At 56.9% G+C, this 20,127-nt stretch carries 19 protein-coding genes; 11 read left to right on the top strand and 8 right to left on the bottom strand.

Annotated features, from left to right (window positions below; translation table 11 throughout):
* Nucleotides 1-379: 379 nt before the first annotated feature.
* The 3 genes from speG to purM form a co-directional block, all read right to left on the bottom strand.
* The gene (gene speG, locus TAN611_RS17070; protein ID WP_105232111.1) at nt 380-934 is read right to left on the bottom strand and encodes a spermidine N1-acetyltransferase; all 555 of its coding nucleotides are present in this window, start codon (nt 932-934) and stop codon (nt 380-382) included.
* Between the two features lie 112 nt (nt 935-1,046).
* A complete protein-coding gene (gene purN, locus TAN611_RS17065) occupies nt 1,047-1,685 on the bottom strand; it encodes a phosphoribosylglycinamide formyltransferase (RefSeq protein WP_203066783.1) in 639 nt (212 codons plus the stop codon).
* Nucleotides 1,685-2,722 carry a phosphoribosylformylglycinamidine cyclo-ligase gene (gene purM, locus TAN611_RS17060; protein WP_105232109.1) on the bottom strand — a complete coding sequence of 346 codons (1,038 nt, stop codon included), beginning with the start codon at nt 2,720-2,722 and terminating at the stop codon, nt 1,685-1,687. The genes purN and purM overlap by 1 nt, the downstream gene beginning before the upstream one ends.
* Nucleotides 2,723-2,979: 257 nt before the next feature.
* Between purM and upp the strand changes: the two genes are divergently transcribed.
* Both upp and uraA read left to right on the top strand, forming a co-directional pair.
* Entirely contained in the window at nt 2,980-3,606 is a 627-nt protein-coding gene (gene upp, locus TAN611_RS17055) for a uracil phosphoribosyltransferase (protein ID WP_105232108.1), read from the top strand.
* A 78-nt stretch (nt 3,607-3,684) separates the two neighbouring features.
* Nucleotides 3,685-4,971 carry a uracil permease gene (gene uraA, locus TAN611_RS17050; protein ID WP_105232107.1) on the top strand — a complete coding sequence of 429 codons (1,287 nt, stop codon included), beginning with the start codon at nt 3,685-3,687 and terminating at the stop codon, nt 4,969-4,971.
* Between the two features lie 84 nt (nt 4,972-5,055).
* Here uraA and TAN611_RS17045 read toward each other — a convergent pair whose 3' ends face one another.
* Nucleotides 5,056-5,574 carry an E3 ubiquitin--protein ligase gene (locus TAN611_RS17045; protein ID WP_105232106.1) on the bottom strand — a complete coding sequence of 173 codons (519 nt, stop codon included), beginning with the start codon at nt 5,572-5,574 and terminating at the stop codon, nt 5,056-5,058.
* 209 nt (nt 5,575-5,783) lie between these two features.
* Here TAN611_RS17045 and hda point away from each other — a divergent pair, with 209 nt between their 5' ends.
* The gene (hda, locus tag TAN611_RS17040) at nt 5,784-6,491 is read left to right on the top strand and encodes a DnaA inactivator Hda (protein WP_105233467.1); all 708 of its coding nucleotides are present in this window, start codon (nt 5,784-5,786) and stop codon (nt 6,489-6,491) included.
* A gap of 27 nt (nt 6,492-6,518) precedes the next feature.
* On the opposite strand, the gene arsC is transcribed toward hda, so the two are convergent.
* Both arsC and TAN611_RS17030 read right to left on the bottom strand, forming a co-directional pair.
* Nucleotides 6,519-6,872, bottom strand: coding sequence for an arsenate reductase (glutaredoxin) (gene arsC, locus TAN611_RS17035; RefSeq protein ID WP_203066782.1), 354 nt, complete (start codon nt 6,870-6,872; stop codon nt 6,519-6,521).
* Nucleotides 6,873-6,890: 18 nt separating this feature from the next.
* A complete protein-coding gene (locus TAN611_RS17030) occupies nt 6,891-8,327 on the bottom strand; it encodes a M48 family metallopeptidase (RefSeq protein ID WP_238404545.1) in 1,437 nt (478 codons plus the stop codon).
* A 354-nt stretch (nt 8,328-8,681) separates the two neighbouring features.
* Between TAN611_RS17030 and TAN611_RS17025 the strand changes: the two genes are divergently transcribed.
* Nucleotides 8,682-9,752: an AI-2E family transporter gene (locus TAN611_RS17025; protein ID WP_105232103.1), complete on the top strand. Its 1,071-nt coding sequence runs from the start codon at nt 8,682-8,684 to the stop codon at nt 9,750-9,752.
* 111 nt (nt 9,753-9,863) lie between these two features.
* Here TAN611_RS17025 and bcp read toward each other — a convergent pair whose 3' ends face one another.
* A complete protein-coding gene (bcp, locus tag TAN611_RS17020; RefSeq protein ID WP_105232102.1) occupies nt 9,864-10,331 on the bottom strand; it encodes a thioredoxin-dependent thiol peroxidase in 468 nt (155 codons plus the stop codon).
* Nucleotides 10,332-10,333: 2 nt separating this feature from the next.
* Nucleotides 10,334-10,906 (bottom strand): glycine cleavage system transcriptional repressor, encoded by a 573-nt coding sequence (locus TAN611_RS17015; RefSeq protein ID WP_105232101.1) that lies wholly within the window; start codon nt 10,904-10,906, stop codon nt 10,334-10,336.
* A gap of 464 nt (nt 10,907-11,370) precedes the next feature.
* Here TAN611_RS17015 and TAN611_RS17010 point away from each other — a divergent pair, with 464 nt between their 5' ends.
* The 7 genes from TAN611_RS17010 (at nt 11,371) to TAN611_RS16980 (ending at nt 20,120) form a co-directional block, all read left to right on the top strand.
* Nucleotides 11,371-12,846 carry a phospholipase gene (locus TAN611_RS17010; RefSeq protein ID WP_203066781.1) on the top strand — a complete coding sequence of 492 codons (1,476 nt, stop codon included), beginning with the start codon at nt 11,371-11,373 and terminating at the stop codon, nt 12,844-12,846.
* Nucleotides 12,843-13,586, top strand: a complete 744-nt coding sequence (locus TAN611_RS17005) for an ankyrin repeat domain-containing protein (protein ID WP_203066780.1) — start codon at nt 12,843-12,845, stop codon at nt 13,584-13,586. The genes TAN611_RS17010 and TAN611_RS17005 overlap by 4 nt, the downstream gene beginning before the upstream one ends.
* 542 nt (nt 13,587-14,128) lie before the next feature.
* Entirely contained in the window at nt 14,129-15,016 is an 888-nt protein-coding gene (dapA, locus tag TAN611_RS17000; RefSeq protein WP_105232100.1) for a 4-hydroxy-tetrahydrodipicolinate synthase, read from the top strand.
* A gap of 67 nt (nt 15,017-15,083) precedes the next feature.
* On the top strand, nt 15,084-16,136 hold the full coding sequence (gene bamC, locus TAN611_RS16995) for an outer membrane protein assembly factor BamC (RefSeq protein ID WP_111736656.1): 1,053 nt from the start codon (nt 15,084-15,086) through the stop codon (nt 16,134-16,136).
* Nucleotides 16,137-16,262: 126 nt separating this feature from the next.
* Nucleotides 16,263-16,976, top strand: a complete 714-nt coding sequence (gene purC / locus TAN611_RS16990; protein WP_105232098.1) for a phosphoribosylaminoimidazolesuccinocarboxamide synthase — start codon at nt 16,263-16,265, stop codon at nt 16,974-16,976.
* A gap of 190 nt (nt 16,977-17,166) precedes the next feature.
* Nucleotides 17,167-18,030, top strand: coding sequence for a neutral zinc metallopeptidase (locus TAN611_RS16985; protein WP_111736657.1), 864 nt, complete (start codon nt 17,167-17,169; stop codon nt 18,028-18,030).
* A 74-nt stretch (nt 18,031-18,104) separates the two neighbouring features.
* A complete protein-coding gene (locus TAN611_RS16980; RefSeq protein ID WP_203066779.1) occupies nt 18,105-20,120 on the top strand; it encodes a tRNA(Met) cytidine acetyltransferase TmcA in 2,016 nt (671 codons plus the stop codon).
* Nucleotides 20,121-20,127 lie beyond the last annotated feature (7 nt).

Raw genomic sequence — 20,127 nt, 5'->3', positions numbered from 1 at the left:
TGCTATATATTGCTTGAATAATAAGTAATGAACAAAAGACGGCAATAGCTACCATTATCGGATTCATCTTGTTATTTAATAGAGTATCCCAAGATAACCAGATAATGATTAGCAGTGCCCATAAAATCCAGACATACCAAAGTATATTGTATTTTCGCATCTTTCCTGATTAAGATAATCCATTCTTAAGTAACGTTTATTAATAATCGGCAACGACGAACTGTAATATCGATGTTGTCATTATAATTGATGACGGTCAATAATGAATAACGCCTGATGCCAGCGGATTATTCACGGATCTGACGGCTGTTATTATGTCTGGTGATTTATTGCCGAAATCTATTTACATTAAATTTAGATTATCGGCAATGTTTACATTTTATTTAGCTAATTTTTCACTCTTGGGCGCGGCTTTGAACTTTGCCAGGTATTGCGGCTGGAAAATGCACATGCGCAATACGGTGCGGTATTCGCCGTTAACGAAGAATTCGTTAATCAGTTCCCCCTCCACTTCAAAACCCAGTTTGCTGTAGATATGGATCGCTTTGGGGTTTTCTTTGTCGACAATCAGGTACAGCTTATACAGGTTCAGAACGGAGAAGCCGTAGTCCATCGCCAGTTTGGCGGCGGTGCTGGCGTAGCCTTTACCCTGATGCGTCGGGTCGATAATAATCTGGAACTCCGCCCGACGGTGAATATGATCGATCTCCACCAGCTCGACCAGGCCGACCTTAGCCCCTTCGTGCTCAATGATAAAGCGACGTTCGCTCTGATCGTGGATATGTTTATCGTACAGGTCGGACAGTTCGACAAAGGCTTCATAAGGCTCTTCGAACCAGTAGCGCATGACGCTGGCGTTATTGTCCATCTGATGGACAAAGGTTAAATCATCCCGCTCCAGTGGGCGTAGGCGGACGCTGGCGGAACCAGGCATGTGTATTCTCCTATGTGACTGACATACGGGGAAGTATAGCGTTGAGTCGGCCAGAAGAGGTAAAAAAAACGGCGCCGGAGGGCGCCGTTGAGGATTGGTTTAGAAAGCGCGCTCAGTCGGCGGCGTGCCCCTGTTCGGGCAGGCGTTCGCCGTCCAGCCAGGCGGCGTTGTCGCGCATCGCCAGACGGCCATCGACGAACCAGCCGACCACCAGCGGATAGAGGGTATGCTCCTGCACCTGTACCCGCTCAACCATCTCATCTTCTTCGTCGCCGGGGAAGATCGGCACTTTGGCCTGCAGAATAACCGGCCCGCCGTCGAGCTGCTCGGTGACGAAGTGTACCGAAGTGCCGTGCTCGTCATCGCCGTTGTCGATCGCCTGGCGATGGGTATGCAGACCCGGATATTTCGGCAGCAGAGAAGGGTGGATATTCAGCATCCGGCCGGCATAGCGCTGGACGAACGGCGCGCTGAGAATACGCATATAGCCGGCCAGCACCACCAGATCCGGCTGGTACTGGTCGATGGCGTCCGCCAGCGCGTCGTCAAACGCCTGGCGGTCGGCAAAGGCTTTGGCATCCAGCGCGTGGGCGGCAATGCCTGCCGCCTCGGCACGTTGCAGACCATAGGCCTGCGCCTTGTTGCTGAATACTGCGACGATCTCGGCGGCGATCCGCCCCTGCTGGCAGGCGTCGATCAGCGCCTGGAGATTACTCCCCTGGCCGGAGATCAACACCACAATCTTTTTCATCACTGAATGACCACTTGCTGTTCGTCGGAAGATGCAGTGAGTTTACCGATTTTCCAGGCTTTTTCACCTGCCGCGTTCAGCAGGGCGATGGCGGCCTCTACTTCGCTTTCCGGCAGGGCAATCAGCATCCCGACGCCGCAGTTAAAGGTGCGGTACATTTCGTGACGGCTGACGTTACCCGCCTGCTGCAGCCAGTTGAACACCGCCGGCCACTGCCAGCTGGATTCATCGATCACCGCCTGCATGCCTTCCGGCAGTACGCGCGGGATATTTTCCCAGAAGCCGCCGCCGGTCAGGTGGGCGATGGCGTGCACCTCGCGGTTGGCGATCAGTTCCAGTACCGATTTCACGTAGATTTTAGTCGGCGCCAGCAGGTGGTCGGCCAGCGGTTTGCCGTCCAGCTGAGTGGTGGTCGGGTCGGTATTGCTGACCTCGAGGATTTTACGCACCAGCGAGTAGCCGTTGGAGTGCGGGCCGGAAGCGCCCAGCGCGATCAGCGCGTCGCCGGCCTGCACCTTGCTGCCGTCGATGATTTCAGACTTTTCGACCACGCCGACGCAGAAGCCGGCCACGTCATAGTCGTCGCCGTGGTACATGCCCGGCATTTCAGCGGTTTCGCCGCCTACCAGCGCGCAGCCGGACTGTTTACAGCCTTCGGCAATGCCGGTAATAACGCTGGCGGCGGTGTCGACGTCCAGCTTGCCGGTGGCGTAGTAGTCCAGGAAGAACAGCGGCTCTGCGCCCTGTACCACCAGGTCGTTGACGCACATGGCCACCAGGTCGATGCCGATGGTGTCGTGACGCTTCAGATCCATGGCCAGACGCAGTTTGGTGCCCACGCCGTCAGTGCCGGAAACCAGCACCGGTTCGCGGTATTTCTGCGGCAACGCGCACAGCGCGCCAAAACCGCCCAACCCTCCCATCACTTCCGGGCGACGGGTCTGTTTTACTACACCTTTGATACGGTCTACCAATGCATTGCCAGCATCGATATCGACACCTGCGTCTTTATAGCTGAGAGAGGTTTTGTCGGTCACTGCGCGATCCCCACGACGGTTTGCGGATTGAAAAACGGGGCTTCCGGCCTTTGCTTCCGGAACCCGGCGCGGCAATTCTAACAGTGCAGGCAAACGTTTGCGAGCGGCTTGTGAGGCCGATCTACATTTTCATCCCCTATACTGATAATCATACTTTTGTTGATCCCGATCGGGCTATTGTGGGTGGCGTGGCGGGAAAAAGGCGGTATAATCCCGCGATTTTTTTGGCCGTCAACCACCTTAATAGGAGAAAAATGATGAAGATCGTTGAGGTGAAACACCCGCTGGTAAAACACAAGCTTGGCCTGATGCGCGACCACGAAATCAGCACCAAACGCTTTCGTGAGCTGGCTTCTGAAGTGGGGAGTTTGTTGACCTATGAAGCGACCGCCGATCTGGCTACCGAAACGGTCACGATTGAAGGCTGGTGCGGGCCGGTTGAAGTTGAACAGATTAAAGGGAAAAAAATTACCGTGGTGCCGATCCTGCGTGCGGGTCTCGGCATGATGGAAGGGGTGCTGGAACACGTGCCTAGCGCGCGCATCAGCGTAGTCGGCGTTTATCGCGATGAAACAACCCTGGAACCGGTGCCGTATTTCCAGAAGCTGGTATCCAATATTGAAGAGCGTATGGCGCTGGTGGTAGACCCGATGCTGGCGACCGGCGGCTCGATGATCGCCACGATCGACCTGTTGAAGAAAGCCGGCTGCACCAGCATTAAGGTGCTGGTATTGGTGGCGGCGCCGGAAGGGATCAAAGCGCTGGAAAAAGCGCACCCTGACGTTGAGCTGTATACCGCGTCCATCGATCAGTGCCTGAATGAGCACGGCTACATCGTGCCGGGGCTGGGCGATGCCGGCGACAAGATATTTGGTACCAAATAAGATAATTAGCCGACTTAACGAGTCGGCTTTTTTTTGGCTTACAACTTATAAAATCAATAAGCACGAGGAAAAACACTCATGACCCGTCGCGCCATTGGCGTTAGCGAGCGACCGCCGCTGCTGCAGACCATCCCGCTCAGCCTTCAGCATCTGTTCGCCATGTTTGGCGCCACCGTGCTGGTGCCGATCCTGTTCAAGATTAACCCGGCCACGGTGCTGCTGTTTAACGGCGTCGGCACGTTGCTGTATCTGTTTATCTGTAAAGGCAAGATTCCGGCCTATCTGGGATCCAGCTTTGCCTTTATTTCACCGGTGCTGCTGCTGTTGCCGCTGGGTTATGAACTGGCGCTCGGCGGCTTTATCGTCTGCGGCCTGCTGTTTTGTCTGGTGGCGCTGATCGTCAAGAAAGCCGGCACCGGCTGGCTCGACGTGATGTTCCCGCCGGCGGCGATGGGGGCGATTGTTGCGGTTATCGGTCTTGAACTGGCGGGCGTGGCGGCCAATATGGCAGGGCTGCTGCCGGCGGACGGCGCAGCAGCGGACGGCACCACCATCACCATTTCGCTGGTGACGCTGGGTGTCACCATTCTCGGTTCGGTGCTGTTCCGTGGATTTTTGGCGATTATCCCGATTCTGATCGGCGTGCTGGCGGGGTATGCGCTGTCGTTCTTTATGGGCGTGGTCGATCTGACGCCGATTCGCGAAGCGCACTGGTTTGCGCTGCCAACCTTCTATACGCCGCGTTTTGAGTGGTTCGCTATTTTCACCATTCTGCCGGCGGCGCTGGTGGTGATCGCCGAACACGTCGGGCATCTGGTGGTGACCGCCAATATTGTTAAAAAGGATCTGATCCGCGAGCCGGGCCTGCATCGTTCGATGTTCGCCAACGGTATTTCCACGGTGATTTCCGGCTTATTCGGCTCGACGCCGAATACGACCTACGGTGAGAACATCGGCGTGATGGCGATTACCAAGGTTTACAGCACCTGGGTGATCGGCGGCGCGGCGATTCTGGCGATTCTGCTCTCCTGCGTCGGCAAGCTGGCGGCGGCGATCCAGGCGGTGCCGGTGCCGGTGATGGGCGGCGTCTCACTGCTGCTGTACGGCGTGATCGGCGCGTCGGGAATCCGCGTACTGATTGACTCGAAGGTGGATTACAACAAGGCGCAGAACCTGATCCTGACCGCAGTGATCCTGATTATCGGCGTCAGCGGCGCCAAGGTGCATATCGGCGCGGCGGAACTGAAGGGCATGGCGCTGGCGACCATCGTCGGCATCGCTCTGAGCCTGCTGTTCAAGCTGATTAGCCTGCTGCGCAAGGAAGAAGAGGTGATTGACGCCGACGAGGGGTTGGAGCAGAAATAGTGCGGGCGTCCGCGCCGGGCAGCCAGGGATGACGCGGGTTCATCCCTGAGGTTTACGGCGCGCTGGCGCGCCGTAATGTGAGGATTACTGATTTGCGGGCTGTGGCTGTTCCGCCGGTGCGTCGGCAGCTTCGGCCTGTTTTTGCGCCTCTTGCTGTTTATTATCGATGCTCTGCTGAATTTCCGAGGTTTTCGCCTTCGCCTCTTCGGTGAGCTGGTTCGCGCCGCTGATGGCGTCATTTTTGATCGTTTTCGCCTGTTCAACCAGGTGCTGACTCTGCTGGTCTGCTTGCTGTTTAATGGCTTCCGCCTTGGCCTGGGCATCGTTAGTGATGGCTTCGGCCTGTTTGCCGGCGTCGTTTTTCAGCGAGGAGGCCTGATCTTTCAGCTGATCGGCCTGCTCTGCTGCGGCCTGTTTGAGCTCTTGTGCCTTGGCTTTGGCGCTGTCGGTCAACTGCTCGGCCTTTTTGTCCGCGGCGTCTTTCATCTGTTCTGCGCTGTCCTTGGCTTTATCCAGGTTGTTGTCAACCTTGGAGGCGTCATCACAGCCCGCCAGCGCCAAACCGATCAGTGAAGCCAGTAAAATTTTATTCCATGATTTCATCGTTTAAATCCTTGTGATAAGCCGTTGTGATGGTAGTGCGGTTTTGCATTTTTATACTAGGACAGCTTATCCGAAAAGTGCAAGCCGCCCGGATGGAACGGCGATTGTTGCAGCATGTTGCCTACTATTACGGCATAAGATCCTACTGGTTCAACAGTGTGCGTTTTCTATGTTAAACTGACGCCGTTTTCCTGCCAGTTTTGGTTGAGGTGCTTCTGAATACGCCGGCACAGCTTTCACTGCCACTTTATCTTCCCGATGATGAAACGTTCGCCAGTTTTTATCCGGGGGAGAATCCGTCCCTATTAGCTGCGATCCAGTCTGCCGTTCGTCAGGAACACGGCAGCTATATCTATTTCTGGTCGCGCGAAGGCGGCGGACGCAGCCATCTGCTGCATGCGGCCTGCGCTGAGCTTTCACAGCGCGGGGAAGCTGCGGGCTATGTGCCGCTCGACAAGCGCGCCTATTTCGTGCCGGAAGTGCTGGACGGTATGGAGCAGCTGGCGCTGGTCTGCATCGACAACATCGAATGCATCGCCGGCGACGAAGAGTGGGAAATGGCGATCTTCAATCTCTATAACCGCATTCTGGAAACCGGGCGCACCCGGCTGTTTATTACCGGCGACCGTCCGCCGCGCCAGCTGAACCTGCAGCTGCCGGATCTGGCGTCGCGTCTGGATTGGGGGCAGATCTATAAACTGCAGCCGCTGTCGGATGATGAGAAATTGCAGGCCCTGCAGCTGCGCGCCAAACTGCGCGGCTTTGAGCTACCGGAAGACGTGGGCCGTTTCCTGCTGAAGCGGCTGGATCGCGAGATGCGCACGCTGTTTATGACGCTGGATCAGCTCGATCGCGCGTCGATCACCGCCCAGCGTAAGCTGACCATTCCGTTCGTCAAAGAGATCCTCAGTCTATAGCGGGGCCGTGCGCCGGCCCCGCATCCCTTACAGAATGTCCAGCACCTGCTCCGGCGGCCGGCCGATGCGCGCCTGCTTGCCTTTAACCACGATCGGACGTTCGATCAGTTTCGGGTTTTCCACCATTGCCTGCAGCAGTTGCTGTTCGCTCAGGCTGTCATCCGCCAGATTAAGCGATTTGTAGAGATCTTCCTTCTTACGCATCAGCTCGCGGGCGGAGCTGAACCCCAGCTGTTGCAGCAGCGTGGTTAACTGCGTGACCGAGGGCGGGGTCTCCAGATACAGCACCACGTCGGGCTGGACGCCGTACTGCTCCAGCAGGGCCAGCGTTTCACGGCTTTTGGAGCAGCGCGGGTTGTGGTAAATGGTGACGTTTTTCATCTGTTTCTTCCTTAAAAATCAGCTGCGCTGGTATTGACGGAAACGTTGCTGCAGCTGACGGAGTTGATCGATACGCGCATCATAGCGCGCCTGTTTCAGGCTGCCGAGTTTTTGCAGGGCGCTGGCGTTGCTCAGCAGGCCGATAGCCTGATCGAGACGCCCGCCCAGCGCCAGACTTTCGGCGCGGGCGGACAGCTCTTCATCTCGCAGCCCCTGCGCCGCGCTGGCCTGCGCCAGCAGATCCCAGCCGTTGGGATCGTCGGGGTGGGCGAAGGTATAGCGGTTGAGAATTTTCGACGCCTGCGCCGGCTGGTTGCCTTCGACATAGGCGTTAGCCAGGTTAAGCTGCAGCACCGGATTGTTGCTCTGCGCCGCGTTGGCGGCCTGCAGACGGGCAATCGCCTGGGCGGCGCGCTTTTGCCCCAGATCGATATCGGTCATCAGATCCAGGAACCACACGTTGTCGCGCTCTTTGTCCAGCAGCGGCTGGATCAGCCGGCGTGCGGCATCGTACTTTTTCGCTTCGTAGAACAGGATGGCGCGGCCGTACTTGGCGGCGGTCTGCTGGCGGACATTGCCTTTTTCGTAGGCGCCGAGCACGTCCTCCGTCAGGCCGTAGCCGGTGGAACTGTACATGCCGAGTGCGCGCACCTTGGCCATATAGTAGTCCTGAGTGGACTGGGTAATGCGCCGCGCCATCTGGTTGGCGCGGTTGCGGGCGTCGGAAAGGCGGCTGTCCGGCAGCGGGTGCGTCAGCAGCATTTCCGGCGGTTTAGAGGCATAGCGCGACTGATCGGCCAGTTTCTGCAGGAAGTTAGGCATCGCTTCCGGATCGAAACCGGCGCGCTGCAGCACCTGAATGCCGATGCGGTCGGCCTCCTGCTCGTTGGATTGGGTAAAGCTGATCATCCCCTGCTGGGTGCCGGCCATGGTGCCGCTCAGCGCCGCCATGCCCATGGTCGGGTTGGCCATCGCCAGCAAAATGGAGCCCAGCGCGCCGACCCAGGTCAGCGGGGCGTTGCGCTGTTGGTCTTCCATCGCGCGCGCCAGGTGGCGCTGCGTGACGTGCGAAATTTCGTGCGCCAGCACCGAGGCGAGCTGGCTCTCATTGTCGGTTTCACGGAATAGCGCCGTGTGCAGCACCACGTTGCCGCCGAAGAAGGCGAAGGCGTTGATTTCGTCGTTGCGCACCAGGAAGAAATGGAACGGCGTACGCACCGAATAGGCGTTGGCCACCAGCCGGTTGCCCAGTTGGTTGATGTAGGTGCTTAACAGCGGGTCATTGACCAGCGGCGCGCTGGCGCGCAACTGACGGACGTAAAAGTCGCCCATCGCCATTTCCTGACCGATGCTCAGCGTGCCGCCGGCGGTGGTGCCCATATCCGGCAGTTGGTCCTGATTGGCCGCCATGGCGGGGGCAATGGCGCTCGCATTGAGCGTGCCAAGCAGCAGCATGGCGATTGCTTGTTTGGTCAACCGGGTGGTCATAGTCAGGGGTATCCCTCGTCATATCGTATTAACTAGGACGTTTATCAGGCGCAAGAGTTCTGCTGCTCGCGCACAAGAGTTCTTCTTCCGTGGCGAACTCTCCAGTACAATCAGCGCGCAAGTGAGCCAACTCACAAAAATGGCGGCAGAGCGCGCGGCGCCGACCCATCACATCATAGACAGCCGCAGGCCGTAATGAAACCTTTGCCCGAGGAAATCAGGGCGAAGATTGTGTTACAACAAGAACTCTGTTTTCCCGCTGCGCTGCTACGGAACGGCAGCCAACGATTCCTCTGTTATGGACCCAAGGAGCAATCTCTGATGTTGGAGATGTTATTACAGTGGTACCGACGTCGTTTCACCGACCCGCAGGCGATCGCCCTGCTGGTGATACTGGTCGCCGGATTCTGCATTCTCTATTTTCTGCATGGCATTCTGACGCCGCTGCTGGTGGCGATCGTGCTGGCTTATCTGCTGGAGTGGCCGACCGCGCGTCTGCAGCGTATCGGCTGCTCCCGCAGCTGGGCGGCGAGCCTTATGCTGCTGGTGTTCGCCGGCATCGCCATGCTGCTGGTGTTTGTGGTGGCTCCGACCGCCTGGCAGCAGGGCATGAACCTGATGACCGACCTGCCGGGCATGGTGAATCAGTTCTACAATTTTGCCGCGACGCTGCCGAAGCGCTACCCGGCGCTGGTGGACGCCGGCATCATCGATATGATGGCGGAGAACCTGCGCAGCCGCCTGTCCGGCGTCGGCGAGTCGGTGGTCAAGTTCTCGCTGGCGTCGCTGGTGGGGCTGCTGACGCTGGCGATCTATCTGATTCTGGTGCCGATGATGATGTTCTTCCTGCTGAAGGACAAAGAGCAGCTGCTGAACGGCGTGCGCCGCATTCTGCCGCGCGATCGCGGGCTGGCAGGCCAGGTGTGGGCGGAGATGAATCAGCAGATCACCAACTATATCCGCGGCAAGGTGCTGGAGATGGTGATCGTCGGCGTGGCGACCTATCTGGTGTTCCTAGTGCTGGGCATGCGCTACTCGCTGCTGCTGGCGGTTCTGGTCGGTTTCTCGGTGCTGATCCCCTACATCGGCGCGGTGCTGGTCACCATTCCGGTGGTGGTGGTGGCGATGTTCCAATGGGGCGTCGGCGCGGATTTCTGGACGCTGATTATCGCCTATCTGGTGGTGCAGGGGCTGGACGGCAACCTGCTGGTGCCGATTTTGTTCTCGGAGGCGGTCAACCTGCACCCGCTGCTGATTATTCTGGCGGTGATTATTTTCGGCGGGCTGTGGGGGTTCTGGGGCGTGTTCTTCGCCATCCCGCTGGCTACCCTGGTAAAAGCGGTGATCCACGCCTGGCCGGATGAAATGCTGGTCGAGCGCGACAGCGAATAATCTTGCGCTCCTCGTTACGCCAGGCCCGGCTATCTCGGGCCGCCAGACGACGTTGCCATAAAGCAAAGGCCCCGGAAACCGGGGCCTTTGGCGTTATCAGGGCGGTGAGACTCAGTGCGCCTGCAGATACTCCAGCACGATATCGTGGTGGTTGGTGGTCTTAAAGCTGTCGAACACTTTCTCCACCTTGCCGTCCGCGCCGATCAAGAAGCTGATGCGGTGGATGCCGTCATAGGTTTTACCCATAAAGGTTTTCTCTCCCCACACGCCGAACTGCTCGGCAACCTGATGGTTTTCATCAGACAGCAGCGTAAAGTTCAGCAGCTCTTTCTCGGCAAAGCGGGACAGCTTCTCCGGCTTGTCGGTGCTGATGCCCAGCACTTCAACGCCGACCTGCTTCAGCTGATCCATGTTGTCGCGCAGACCGCAGGCCTGCACGGTACAACCGGGCGTCATGGCCTTCGGGTAGAAATAAACCAAAACCTTCTGTCCCTGGAAGTCGGCCAAACTAATTTCCTCACCGTCCTGGTCAGGCAAACTAAATTTCGGCGCTGTATCACCGGCTTTCAATGGGCTCATCACTACTCTCCATCTCTCTCATCATGCTGTGGATAGTTCACAACGTTAATACTGCCTTGCGCATTCAATTCTGTACATAGGCGATGGAAGGCTTGCTCAATATTTAACGCATCCGCCTTGCCGGGGCTGTGCGCGGTAATCTGAATATACAGCTGCGGCGGCCGATCGCCTTCGGCGGGCTGGGTGCGCGACACCAGCTCGGCGATATTCATCTGGCTGGAGTCGAACAGGTCGGTAAAGCGCTCGATGATATGCGGCGAGTCCTGCACCTCCACCTGCACCCAGACCGTGGCCGGCATCGGCGGGCGTTCGTGCGAATTTGTGCGTTTCATCACAATCAGCAGCTCAAGCTCGGCGCCTTTCTGCGGCAGGGTCGACTCGATCAGCGTAATGGCGTTCCAACTGCCGGACAGCAGCATAATAAAGGTGAATTCTTCGCCCAACATGGCCAGACGGCTATCTTCGATATTGCACCCGCAGCTACTGACGTGGCGGGTGATGGTGTTGACGATACCGGGTCGGTCGGCGCCGAGAGCGGTAATCACCAGATAGTGTTCAGCGGACTGTGGCGACATGGGGCTTCCTGTTGTGCTCAATGGAATACGCGTGCCGGCGGATACAACGCCGCGTATTTTGGGTATACCATGGTAAACATAAAAAAAACCGCCTGCCAAGCGCTTACAACGCCGTTGTTTGCTTGCTTTTGGTTAGACGCACCGTGTGTTCCTAATTTATAACGCAGACTATGTTTTTTGCCCGTGCTCGCAGCCCTGCGCAAATAATCACCTGGTTTTCCCATGCTAAATATTTTATCGCATTGCGTGATGCGAACCTGAGTTGAATTTTATGGCCGGTATGGCAACCGCTATGGGGGAGGATACGTATCTGACTATATTGATTGACGTCGGTTGTCAAACATTCAGACCAAATATGGCCGCATGCTGGCTGGTAAAAAAGAAGTGATAAGATTAACTTATCATAATGAAACTACATCGATGTAGCCAACAGTACACCCATCAAAGCAGAGATAAAATAGGGTATGAGACTGATTTTTCTATCATTTGAGAACATGTCCCCGGATGACTTTCCTAGGATACTTAGTCCTTCGATGGCTCATTATGAGCTGGACCGCGATTACCTGTTTGGCGGGGCTGCCGGGATGTCTATATGCAGCCAGTATCGCGTTGTCCGTAATACCCAGTCGGGCATCGGTGTCACGGGATATAAAGAAGACACTACCATGAAGCGTATCGTATTCGATGACCTCAATCATGGTGAGTTGGTGGCGATTGGTGAAGGGGGGGGCACTTGGTCGCCGTCTAAACAGGTCTTCTACGTTGATGAGGAGGGGCGGTTACGACGTTATCCTGGTAGTTATCTGCCGATTCTATATCCCGTTGAACGGGTGATATCGCGCTATGAGACGATGGTGAAACGCTATGGTCATCGTGCCAGACCAACGATCTTGCCACCGAATCAGAATATAACCCGTAAGCCGCCGCTGCAGCAGGCTATAGCAACAGCGGCCGCAGCCGTTGTCGCTACAGCGAAAGCAATGCGGCCGATGACCAAGGCGGAACGTTGGCAAGAGCGGCAGTCCCTGATTGCGCGAGGAAATCGCAGTATTTACCCGGACGCACGTATCGCTGCGCAACGGCTGGCTCAGAACAACGTGGCGGTAGAAAAAGCGAAGTTAGCCGAGAATGTTTATAAGACGACAAATCCCTTGGTGGAAACTCCTGGTGTGCCTGAGGGATGGAAAGATATTAGCAACGATGATATTGCATTAGACAAAATTGGATTGAGCAAAGATATGCTCTATGACGACGAGGGTTCCCCTGGTTTTTTAGCCCGTGTCTACCAGCCGGACGAAAATGTATTTGGTAAGGCAATGAATCCGACAGTGGTATTTAGGGGGTCACGCGCGCCAGAGTTTCCTGAAGGAATAGGTAATGCTACAAAAAATGTATTACTCAAAAGAGATTTATCAGGGATTAAAAATGTCAATGACTGGGATAATAATGGCTCGCAAGGTTTGGGATTTTATTCAGACTATTACCAAAAAGCAGTAAATATAGGTAAGGGAATTAAAGGGGATGTCGATATTTCGGGGCATTCCCTTGGTGGCGGCATGGCATCAGCAGCATCGATTGCCAGCGGAAAATCAGCTTGGACATTTAATGCAGCGGGATTGAACTCCGGCACAGTAGAAAAATATGGCGGCACAGCCGTAGGCAGTGAAAAAAACATACAAGCATACCGTGTTGAAGGTGAACTTTTAACAAAAGTACAAGAGGTTGATTTGTGGGAAGATGCGAAAAGTGTTTACTTCTATCCTCAAGCCGTAGTGCTTAAGGAAGAGGTATCCATGCTGGCGCCTGATGCCGTGGGTGTCAAACATACTCTACCGGGCGGTACGGGCTCATTATTGGACAAGCATGGTATCGATCAGGCAATAAACTGCATCGAGTCTGAAAAAGACGATGATATAGCGATCATTCGGGGGAGAATATGAAAAAAATCATTATCGCTATCACATTGTTATGCTCGATATTCATTATTCAGGGGTGTAAGGAAGATATGGATTTACAACCGCAGGATTATTTTAAGGGTACACAGTTGGAAATCGCTAAAACTATTTATGATGGTGATGAGCGGAGACTCGACAAAGTGTTGCCGACAGTGAGTGAAGATGACCTGAATCGTCCGGCTAAGGCTGAAATAACGTTGCTCTTTTGGGCAATAAATAACGCAATTTATGATAATGCTACACCAGAAAGACTCCAGATTATCACAGACCTAATTAAGGCTGGAGCGGATCCATTACAACCCAGACCTGCGGGAAAAAGCAGTCCGGTTGAATTTGTTATGAAAGCTAACAAAGGGGTCTGGATTCAAGCCATGCTGGAGGCTGGTTTATCGCCTAATGCAAGAGATAAAGTAAATAATCAACCCATTATATTTAAAAGTTTACAAGCACCTAATACGGAAACATTAAAAACACTGATTAAATATGGCGCTAACGTTAACATCAAAGGACGTATGAATAGAACTCCGCTAATAAATTCATTATATAACAGCAAGATAGAGCATATTGAGGTGTTATTGGATAATGGTGCGGATCCATCAATGAAAGATAATTTTGGTGATAGCTTTTCTTCATTGATTTCGGCAGAGATAGAAAAAGGCGATAAGGCTAATACGTATATAAAGGAACTTATAAAAATAAAAGAAAAAATGGATGCTAACCATTAATTTATTCTTTTTATGGACAGGCCGCGATAATTCTCCAGTAGAAAAAAAGAACTGGGGGGAGAATCCCGCCCGTTCGTATCTATTACGCGTCAGGCATGATGGTAAAATCAACGTGATGAAGTGAGTATCTGCCGGTCCACGTTCTCGACGTGTGGTACACGTTTTGCCTCCGGCAAGCGATCGATATGAGGCTTTTTTTGACCCCGCTTGCATACAAAATCAGTCCGGCGTGCTGTTGCTTCGGTCTGTTCCGGGAGGGATTACCCAACCCAAAGAGTCTGGCACCAACAAGATCCGTCCAGTCAGGGGGCGCGGAGAGGGCGCGTTAACGCCGCTTATGAGCACGTTGCGCTTGACGATTATGTGTAATTGAACTGCTGCGGTTGTAGTTAAACGCTGATACAATTCGGTGATGCTATGGGTATGTTTTCTCACGGCGTGGTCAATTTTTGGGCGATGATTTTTATTTTCGTATTTAAGTCATGGTGTTGTATTGACAAAAAAAAGAACCATGGGTGACTTGTTTGTGGAGGGGACGGCCAATGTTTACGGGAAGTATAGTTGCGCTGGTTACGCCGATGGACGACGCGGGCGCCGTCGATCGTGCGAGCCTAAAAAAACTGATTGATTACCATGTTGCCGCCGGGACGTCGGCAATTGTTTCCGTCGGGACGACTGGCGAGTCGGCAACGCTTGCCCATGATGAGCATGTGGACGTGGTCCTGCAGACGCTGGAACTGGCCGACGGCCGCATTCCGGTGATCGCCGGCACCGGCGCCAACGCCACCGCCGAGGCGATCGCCCTGACCCAGCGTTTCAACGGCAGCGGCGTTGCAGGCTGCCTGACGGTGACGCCTTATTACAACAAACCGACGCAGGAAGGGCTGTTCCAGCACTTCAAGGCGATTGCCGACAGCACCGATCTGCCGCAAATCCTGTATAACGTACCGTCTCGTACCGGCTGCGATATGCTGCCGGCGACCGTGGCGCGGCTGGCCAAAATTAAAAATATTGTCGCAATTAAAGAGGCGACGGGGAACTTAAGCCGCGTTAGTCAGATCCAACTGCTGGTTGATGATGAAGATTTCATTCTGCTGAGCGGCGACGACGCCAGCGGTCTGGACTTTATGCAACTGGGCGGTAAAGGGGTAATATCCGTGACGGCCAACATCGCCGCGCGTGACATGGCGCAGCTTTGTCAGCTGGCCGCGCAGGGCGATTTCGCCGCCGCGCGCCGTTTGAACCAGCGCCTGATGCCGCTGCATCAGGACCTGTTTGTCGAAGCGAACCCGATTCCGGTGAAGTGGGCCTGCAAGGCGCTTGGCCTGATTGCCAACGACACCATGCGTCTGCCGATGACGCCGCTGGCTGACGCCGCCCGCCCGATTGTTGAGCGTGCGCTGAAAAGCGCCGGTTTGCTTGAACCCTGAGTGCGTGATGCCGCGGTAAAACGCTGCGGCCGAGGGTGCACGGGATGAAACTCTTAAAGGAAATTTGATGGCTTATTCATTGCAAAAGTCGACGGTGGCAAAAGTTGTCGGCATCTCCCTGGTGATGATGCTGGCGGCCTGTTCCAGCGATCAGCGTTACAAACGTCAGGTTAGCGGCGACGAGGCTTATCTCGACTCGGCACCGCTCAAAGCGCTGAACGCGCCTGCCGGCATGATTCTGCCGGTGCAAAATGGCAACTACGATGTACCGCAGACCGCCGCCAAAGGCCTGGTCGGCAAGCAGCTGGACATTCGTCCGCCGGTGCAGCCTCTGGCCCTGTTGAGCGGTTCACGCGCGCAGTACGCCGGCGACAGCGGCACGCTGCTGCTGGAGAACAGCCCGCAAAACCAGAATCTGTGGTCGCGCGTGGTCAGCCAACTGCAGGCGAAAAACATCAGCATCGCTTCCCGTCAGGACGCCGCTCAGACGTTGACCACCGACTGGGTGAAGTGGAACCGCCTGGATGAAGACAACCAGTACGAAGGCCGCTATCAGATCAGCGTGCAGCAGCAGGGTTACCAGCAGGCGCTGGTGGTGAAAAGCGTCGGCCTGCAGCAGCAGGGGAAAACCGAACAGGTTACCGACCCGTCTGACGTGCAGCGCTATAACGGCATGATGATGAACACTCTGGTGGAAGGGCTGGACAAGCAGGACAACCTGGCTAACGCCCAGACCGCCAATCGAGCAGGCGCGCTGGACGTACAGAGCGGCGCTGATGATACCGGCCTGCCGGTGCTGATCGTGCGTGCGCCGTACACCGTGGTGTGGGACCGTCTGCCGCCGGCGCTGGAAAAAGTCGGCATGAGCGTGGGCGACCGCAGCCGTCCGCAGGGCACCGTGGCCGTGACCTACAAATCCCTGAGCAGCAGCGACTGGGATGCGCTGGGCGTGAAGGATCCAGAACTGACCGAAGGCGATTACAAGCTGCAGGTCGGGGATCTGAACAACCGCACCAGCCTGCAGTTTATTGCTACCAAAGGGAAACCGCTGACCCAGTCGCAGAACGACGCGCTGGTGTCGGTATTCCAGTCTGCGTTTAGTCAAACCAGCGCAAAATAATCGAAAAGGGGCTACGGCCCCTTTTTGTTTTGTTGATACGGTATCGTTTGCGTCGCAGTTTTGGCACAATAGAGGCCCGTGCGTTGAGGCATTTTTTTAGAACTATTCTTTATTGGAGTAAGTAAGATGCAAAAGCTAGCTGAGTTGTATCGCGGCAAGGCAAAAACGGTCTACACCACTGAAAATCCGGATCTGTTGGTGCTGGAATTCCGTAACGATACGTCAGCACTGGATGGTCAGCGCATTGAGCAATTCGATCGCAAAGGGATGGTGAACAACAAGTTCAACCACTTTATCATGAGCAAGCTGGAAGAAGCCGGCATCCCGACGCAGATGGAACGCCTGCTGTCGGATAATGAAGTGCTGGTGAAAAAGCTGGATATGGTGCCGGTCGAATGCGTTATCCGCAACCGCGCCGCCGGCTCGCTGGTGAAGCGTCTGGGCATTGAGGAAGGCCTGGAGTTGAACCCGCCGCTGTTCGATCTATTCCTGAAAAACGATGCGATGCACGACCCGATGGTCAACGAATCCTACTGCGAAACCTTCGGCTGGGTCGGCAAAGAGCACCTGGCGCGTATGCGCGAGCTGAGCTACCGCGCCAACGAGGTACTGAGCAAGCTGTTTGACGACGCCGGCCTGATCCTGGTGGACTTCAAGCTGGAGTTTGGCCTGTTCAACGGCGAAGTGGTGCTGGGCGACGAGTTCTCACCGGACGGCAGCCGTCTGTGGGACAAAAACACTCTGGATAAAATGGATAAAGATCGCTTCCGCCAGAGCCTGGGCGGCGTGATCGAAGCCTATGAAGAAGTGGCGCGCCGCATCGGCGTAACGCTGGATTAATTACGCGCGCTAACGGGACGCGGTAAGCGCGTCCCGTCATTTCAGCACCATTTCCGGAAAAATTCTGCATTTCCCCCCGTTGCAAACCTTTATACTGTAGTCACTGGCAGGACAGGCGAAACCGTACTCGCTATTGCGGGCGGCCGTCTAATTACCTACGATTATTAAAAAATTCATCTGGAGTTTACTTATGCGTTGGCAAGGGCGTCGGGAAAGTGACAATGTTGAGGATCGTCGCGGGCAATCTTCAGGTCAGGGCGGCGGCGGTTTCCGTCCGCCGATCCGCGGTAAGGGCGGCATTGTGCTGCTGGTGGTGGTGTTGGTCGCCGGTTATTACGGTATTGACCTGTCGCCGCTGCTGACCGGCGGCGATGTGACGCCGCAAACGCAGCAGCAGAGCGCCAACATCAGTCCGAAAGATGACGAACTGGCGAAATTTACCTCGGTGGTGCTGGCCTCCACCGAAGATAACTGGAAAGAAGTATTCCAGCGGATGGGAAAAACCTACGAACCGCCCAAGCTGGTGATGTACCGCGGCGTGACGTCTACCCGCTGCGGCACCGGCCAGTCGGCGATGGGGCCGTTTTACTGCCCGGGCGACAGAGCGGTGTATATCGACCTGTCGTTCTATCAGGATATGAAAGATAAGCTGGGCGCCGGCGGCGACTTCGCCCAGGCGTATGTGGTAGCGCATGAAGTGGGCCACCACGTGCAGAACCTGCTGGGCATTGAGCCGAAGGTGCGGCAGATGCAGCAGGGCGCCAGCCAGGCCGAGGTTAACCGCCTGTCGGTGAAAATGGAGCTGCAGGCTGACTGCTTCGCCGGCGTGTGGGGCAAGTACGCCGAGAAACAGCAGATGCTGGAAGAGGGCGATCTGCAGGCGGCGCTGAATGCGGCGCAGGCGATCGGCGATGACCGTCTGCAGCAGCAGAGCCAGGGGCGCGTAGTACCGGACAGCTTCACCCACGGCACTTCCGAACAGCGTTACACCTGGTTTAAACAGGGCTTCGACAGCGGCGATCCGAACAGCTGCAACACCTTCGCCAGCCGTTGAGCACGCCGTTTTTAATATTGACCGACATGCCGGCGCAAACGCGCCGGCATTTTTTATCTCCGGGCTGAACACTTATGTTACCGACTATGCAACAGCGTATGCAGCGGCAGGGCATCCGCCGGCTGTTGGTATTAAGCGGCGATGCCGACTGGTGTCGCCAGCAGGCACAACGGCTGATGGCCACCATGCCTGGTGACTGGCCATGGTGCGGCGGTGAGGCGCCGCACGGCGCACAGGCGCTGAACCACGGCGAAGTGCGTACTATGCTGGGGCAGGAGCGGCTGCATGCGGTATTTGACGCCGGCGACGGGCTGGACGTCGAGGCGCTGGCCCAACTGGCCGGCGTACTGCGCGCCGGCAGTTGGCTGCTGCTGCTGACGCCGCCGTGGCAAAGCTGGCCGCAGCGCGCGGATGCCGACAGCCTGCGCTGGAGCGACAGCCCGCAGCCCATCGCCACGCCGAATTTTATCACGCACTTACAGCAGCGACTGACGGCGGACGCCGAAGTGAGCATCTGGCGGCAGGGCCAGCCGTTGCAACTGGCGCCGCTGCCGGCAAGGCCGGACTGGCAGGCGCCGAACGGCGAACCCACCGCTGAACAGCAGGCTTTGCTGACGCGGCTGCTGGCGAGCGAGCGCGGCATCTGGGTGCTGACCGCACCGCGTGGCCGGGGTAAATCGACGCTGGCGGGCATGCTGGTGCAGCGTTCGGCGCAGAGCTGCTGGATCACCGGCCCCAGCCGTGCGGCCACCGAGGTCGCCAGCCAGTGGGCGCAGGGAAACGCGCAGTTCTGGGCGCCGGACGCGCTGCTGGCGCACTGTCGGCAGCCGGGAAGCGCAGTTGCCGACTGGCTGCTGGTTGACGAGGCGGCGGCGATCCCCGCGCCGCTGTTGCAACAGCTGATTGCCTATTTCCCTCGGGTTCTGCTGACCACCACGGTGCAGGGCTATGAAGGCACCGGTCGAGGTTTTCTGCTGAAATTTTGCGCCTCGCTGCCGCAGTGGCAGGGTCTGAGTCTGCAACAGCCGATGCGCTGGGCGGCCGGTGACGCGCTGGAGCGGATTATTGATGACGCACTGCTGTTTAACGAACTGCCGCCCTGGCAGACGGCCGGCCAGACGATCGGCTATCGCCCGCTGACGCAGCCGCAGCTGTGTGGCGATGACGCGCTGCTGCAGCGCTTTTACGCCTTGCTCACCAGCGCCCATTACCGTACCTCGCCGCTTGATCTGCGGCGGCTGATGGATGCGCCGGGTATGCAGTTTGCCGCCGCCGTGCAGGCGGACGGCGAAGTGGCGGGCGCGCTGTGGCTGACGGAAGAGGGCGGGTTGCCCGCGGCGCTGGCTCACGAGGTGTGGGCCGGACGGCGGCGTCCGCGCGGCAGTCTGGTGGCGCAGTCGCTGGCGGCGCACGGCGGCCAGTGGTGGGCGCCGACCCTGCGGTCGCGCCGTATTACCCGCGTGGCGGTGCTGCCGGTGCTGCGCCGGCAGGGCATTGCCCGCCGGCTGATTGAGCAGCAGCGCCGGCAGGCGCAGGGGCTGGATTACCTGTCCGTCAGCTTTGGCTACACCGAGCCGCTGTGGCGCTTCTGGCAGGGCTGCGGCTTTGAGTTGGTGCGCATCGGCAGCCGGCCGGAGGCCAGCAGCGGCTGCTACAGCGTGATGGCGCTGTTGCCGCTCAGCGAGCAGGGCGAAATGCTGTGCCAGGCGGCGCGTAAGCACTTGGCGCGCGACTGGCGCTGGCTGCAGCAGCGCATTGCGCTGACGCTGGCGATCCCCGGCGACGATGGCGATCCGCAGCTCAATGAAGATGACTGGCGTGAGCTGGCGGGCTTTGCCTTTGCCCACCGACCGCTGGAGGCCAGCCTTGGCGCGCTGCAGCGTCTGCTGCTGCACAGCACGTTGCCGTTGCCGGCGTTGCGCGCGCACTTACAGCAGCAGCTGTCCGTGGAGCAGTGCGTGACGCAGTGCCGTGTGAACGGCCAGAAGGCGTTGCTGCGCCAGTGGCGGCAGGAAGCCGCTCAGGCGTTGGCGCAGATGGATGAACAGCACTGTCGCCGCTGGCGTGAGTGGAGCGCCGCCCGGCCATAAATAAACA

It is taken from the genome of Serratia sp. Tan611 (assembly GCF_905188235.1).
Classification (GTDB): Bacteria; Pseudomonadota; Gammaproteobacteria; order Enterobacterales; family Enterobacteriaceae; genus Serratia_B; species Serratia_B rhizosphaerae.
The sequence above is the reverse complement of the archived record's forward strand: the minus strand, read 5'-3'. Positions and strand labels throughout refer to the sequence as shown.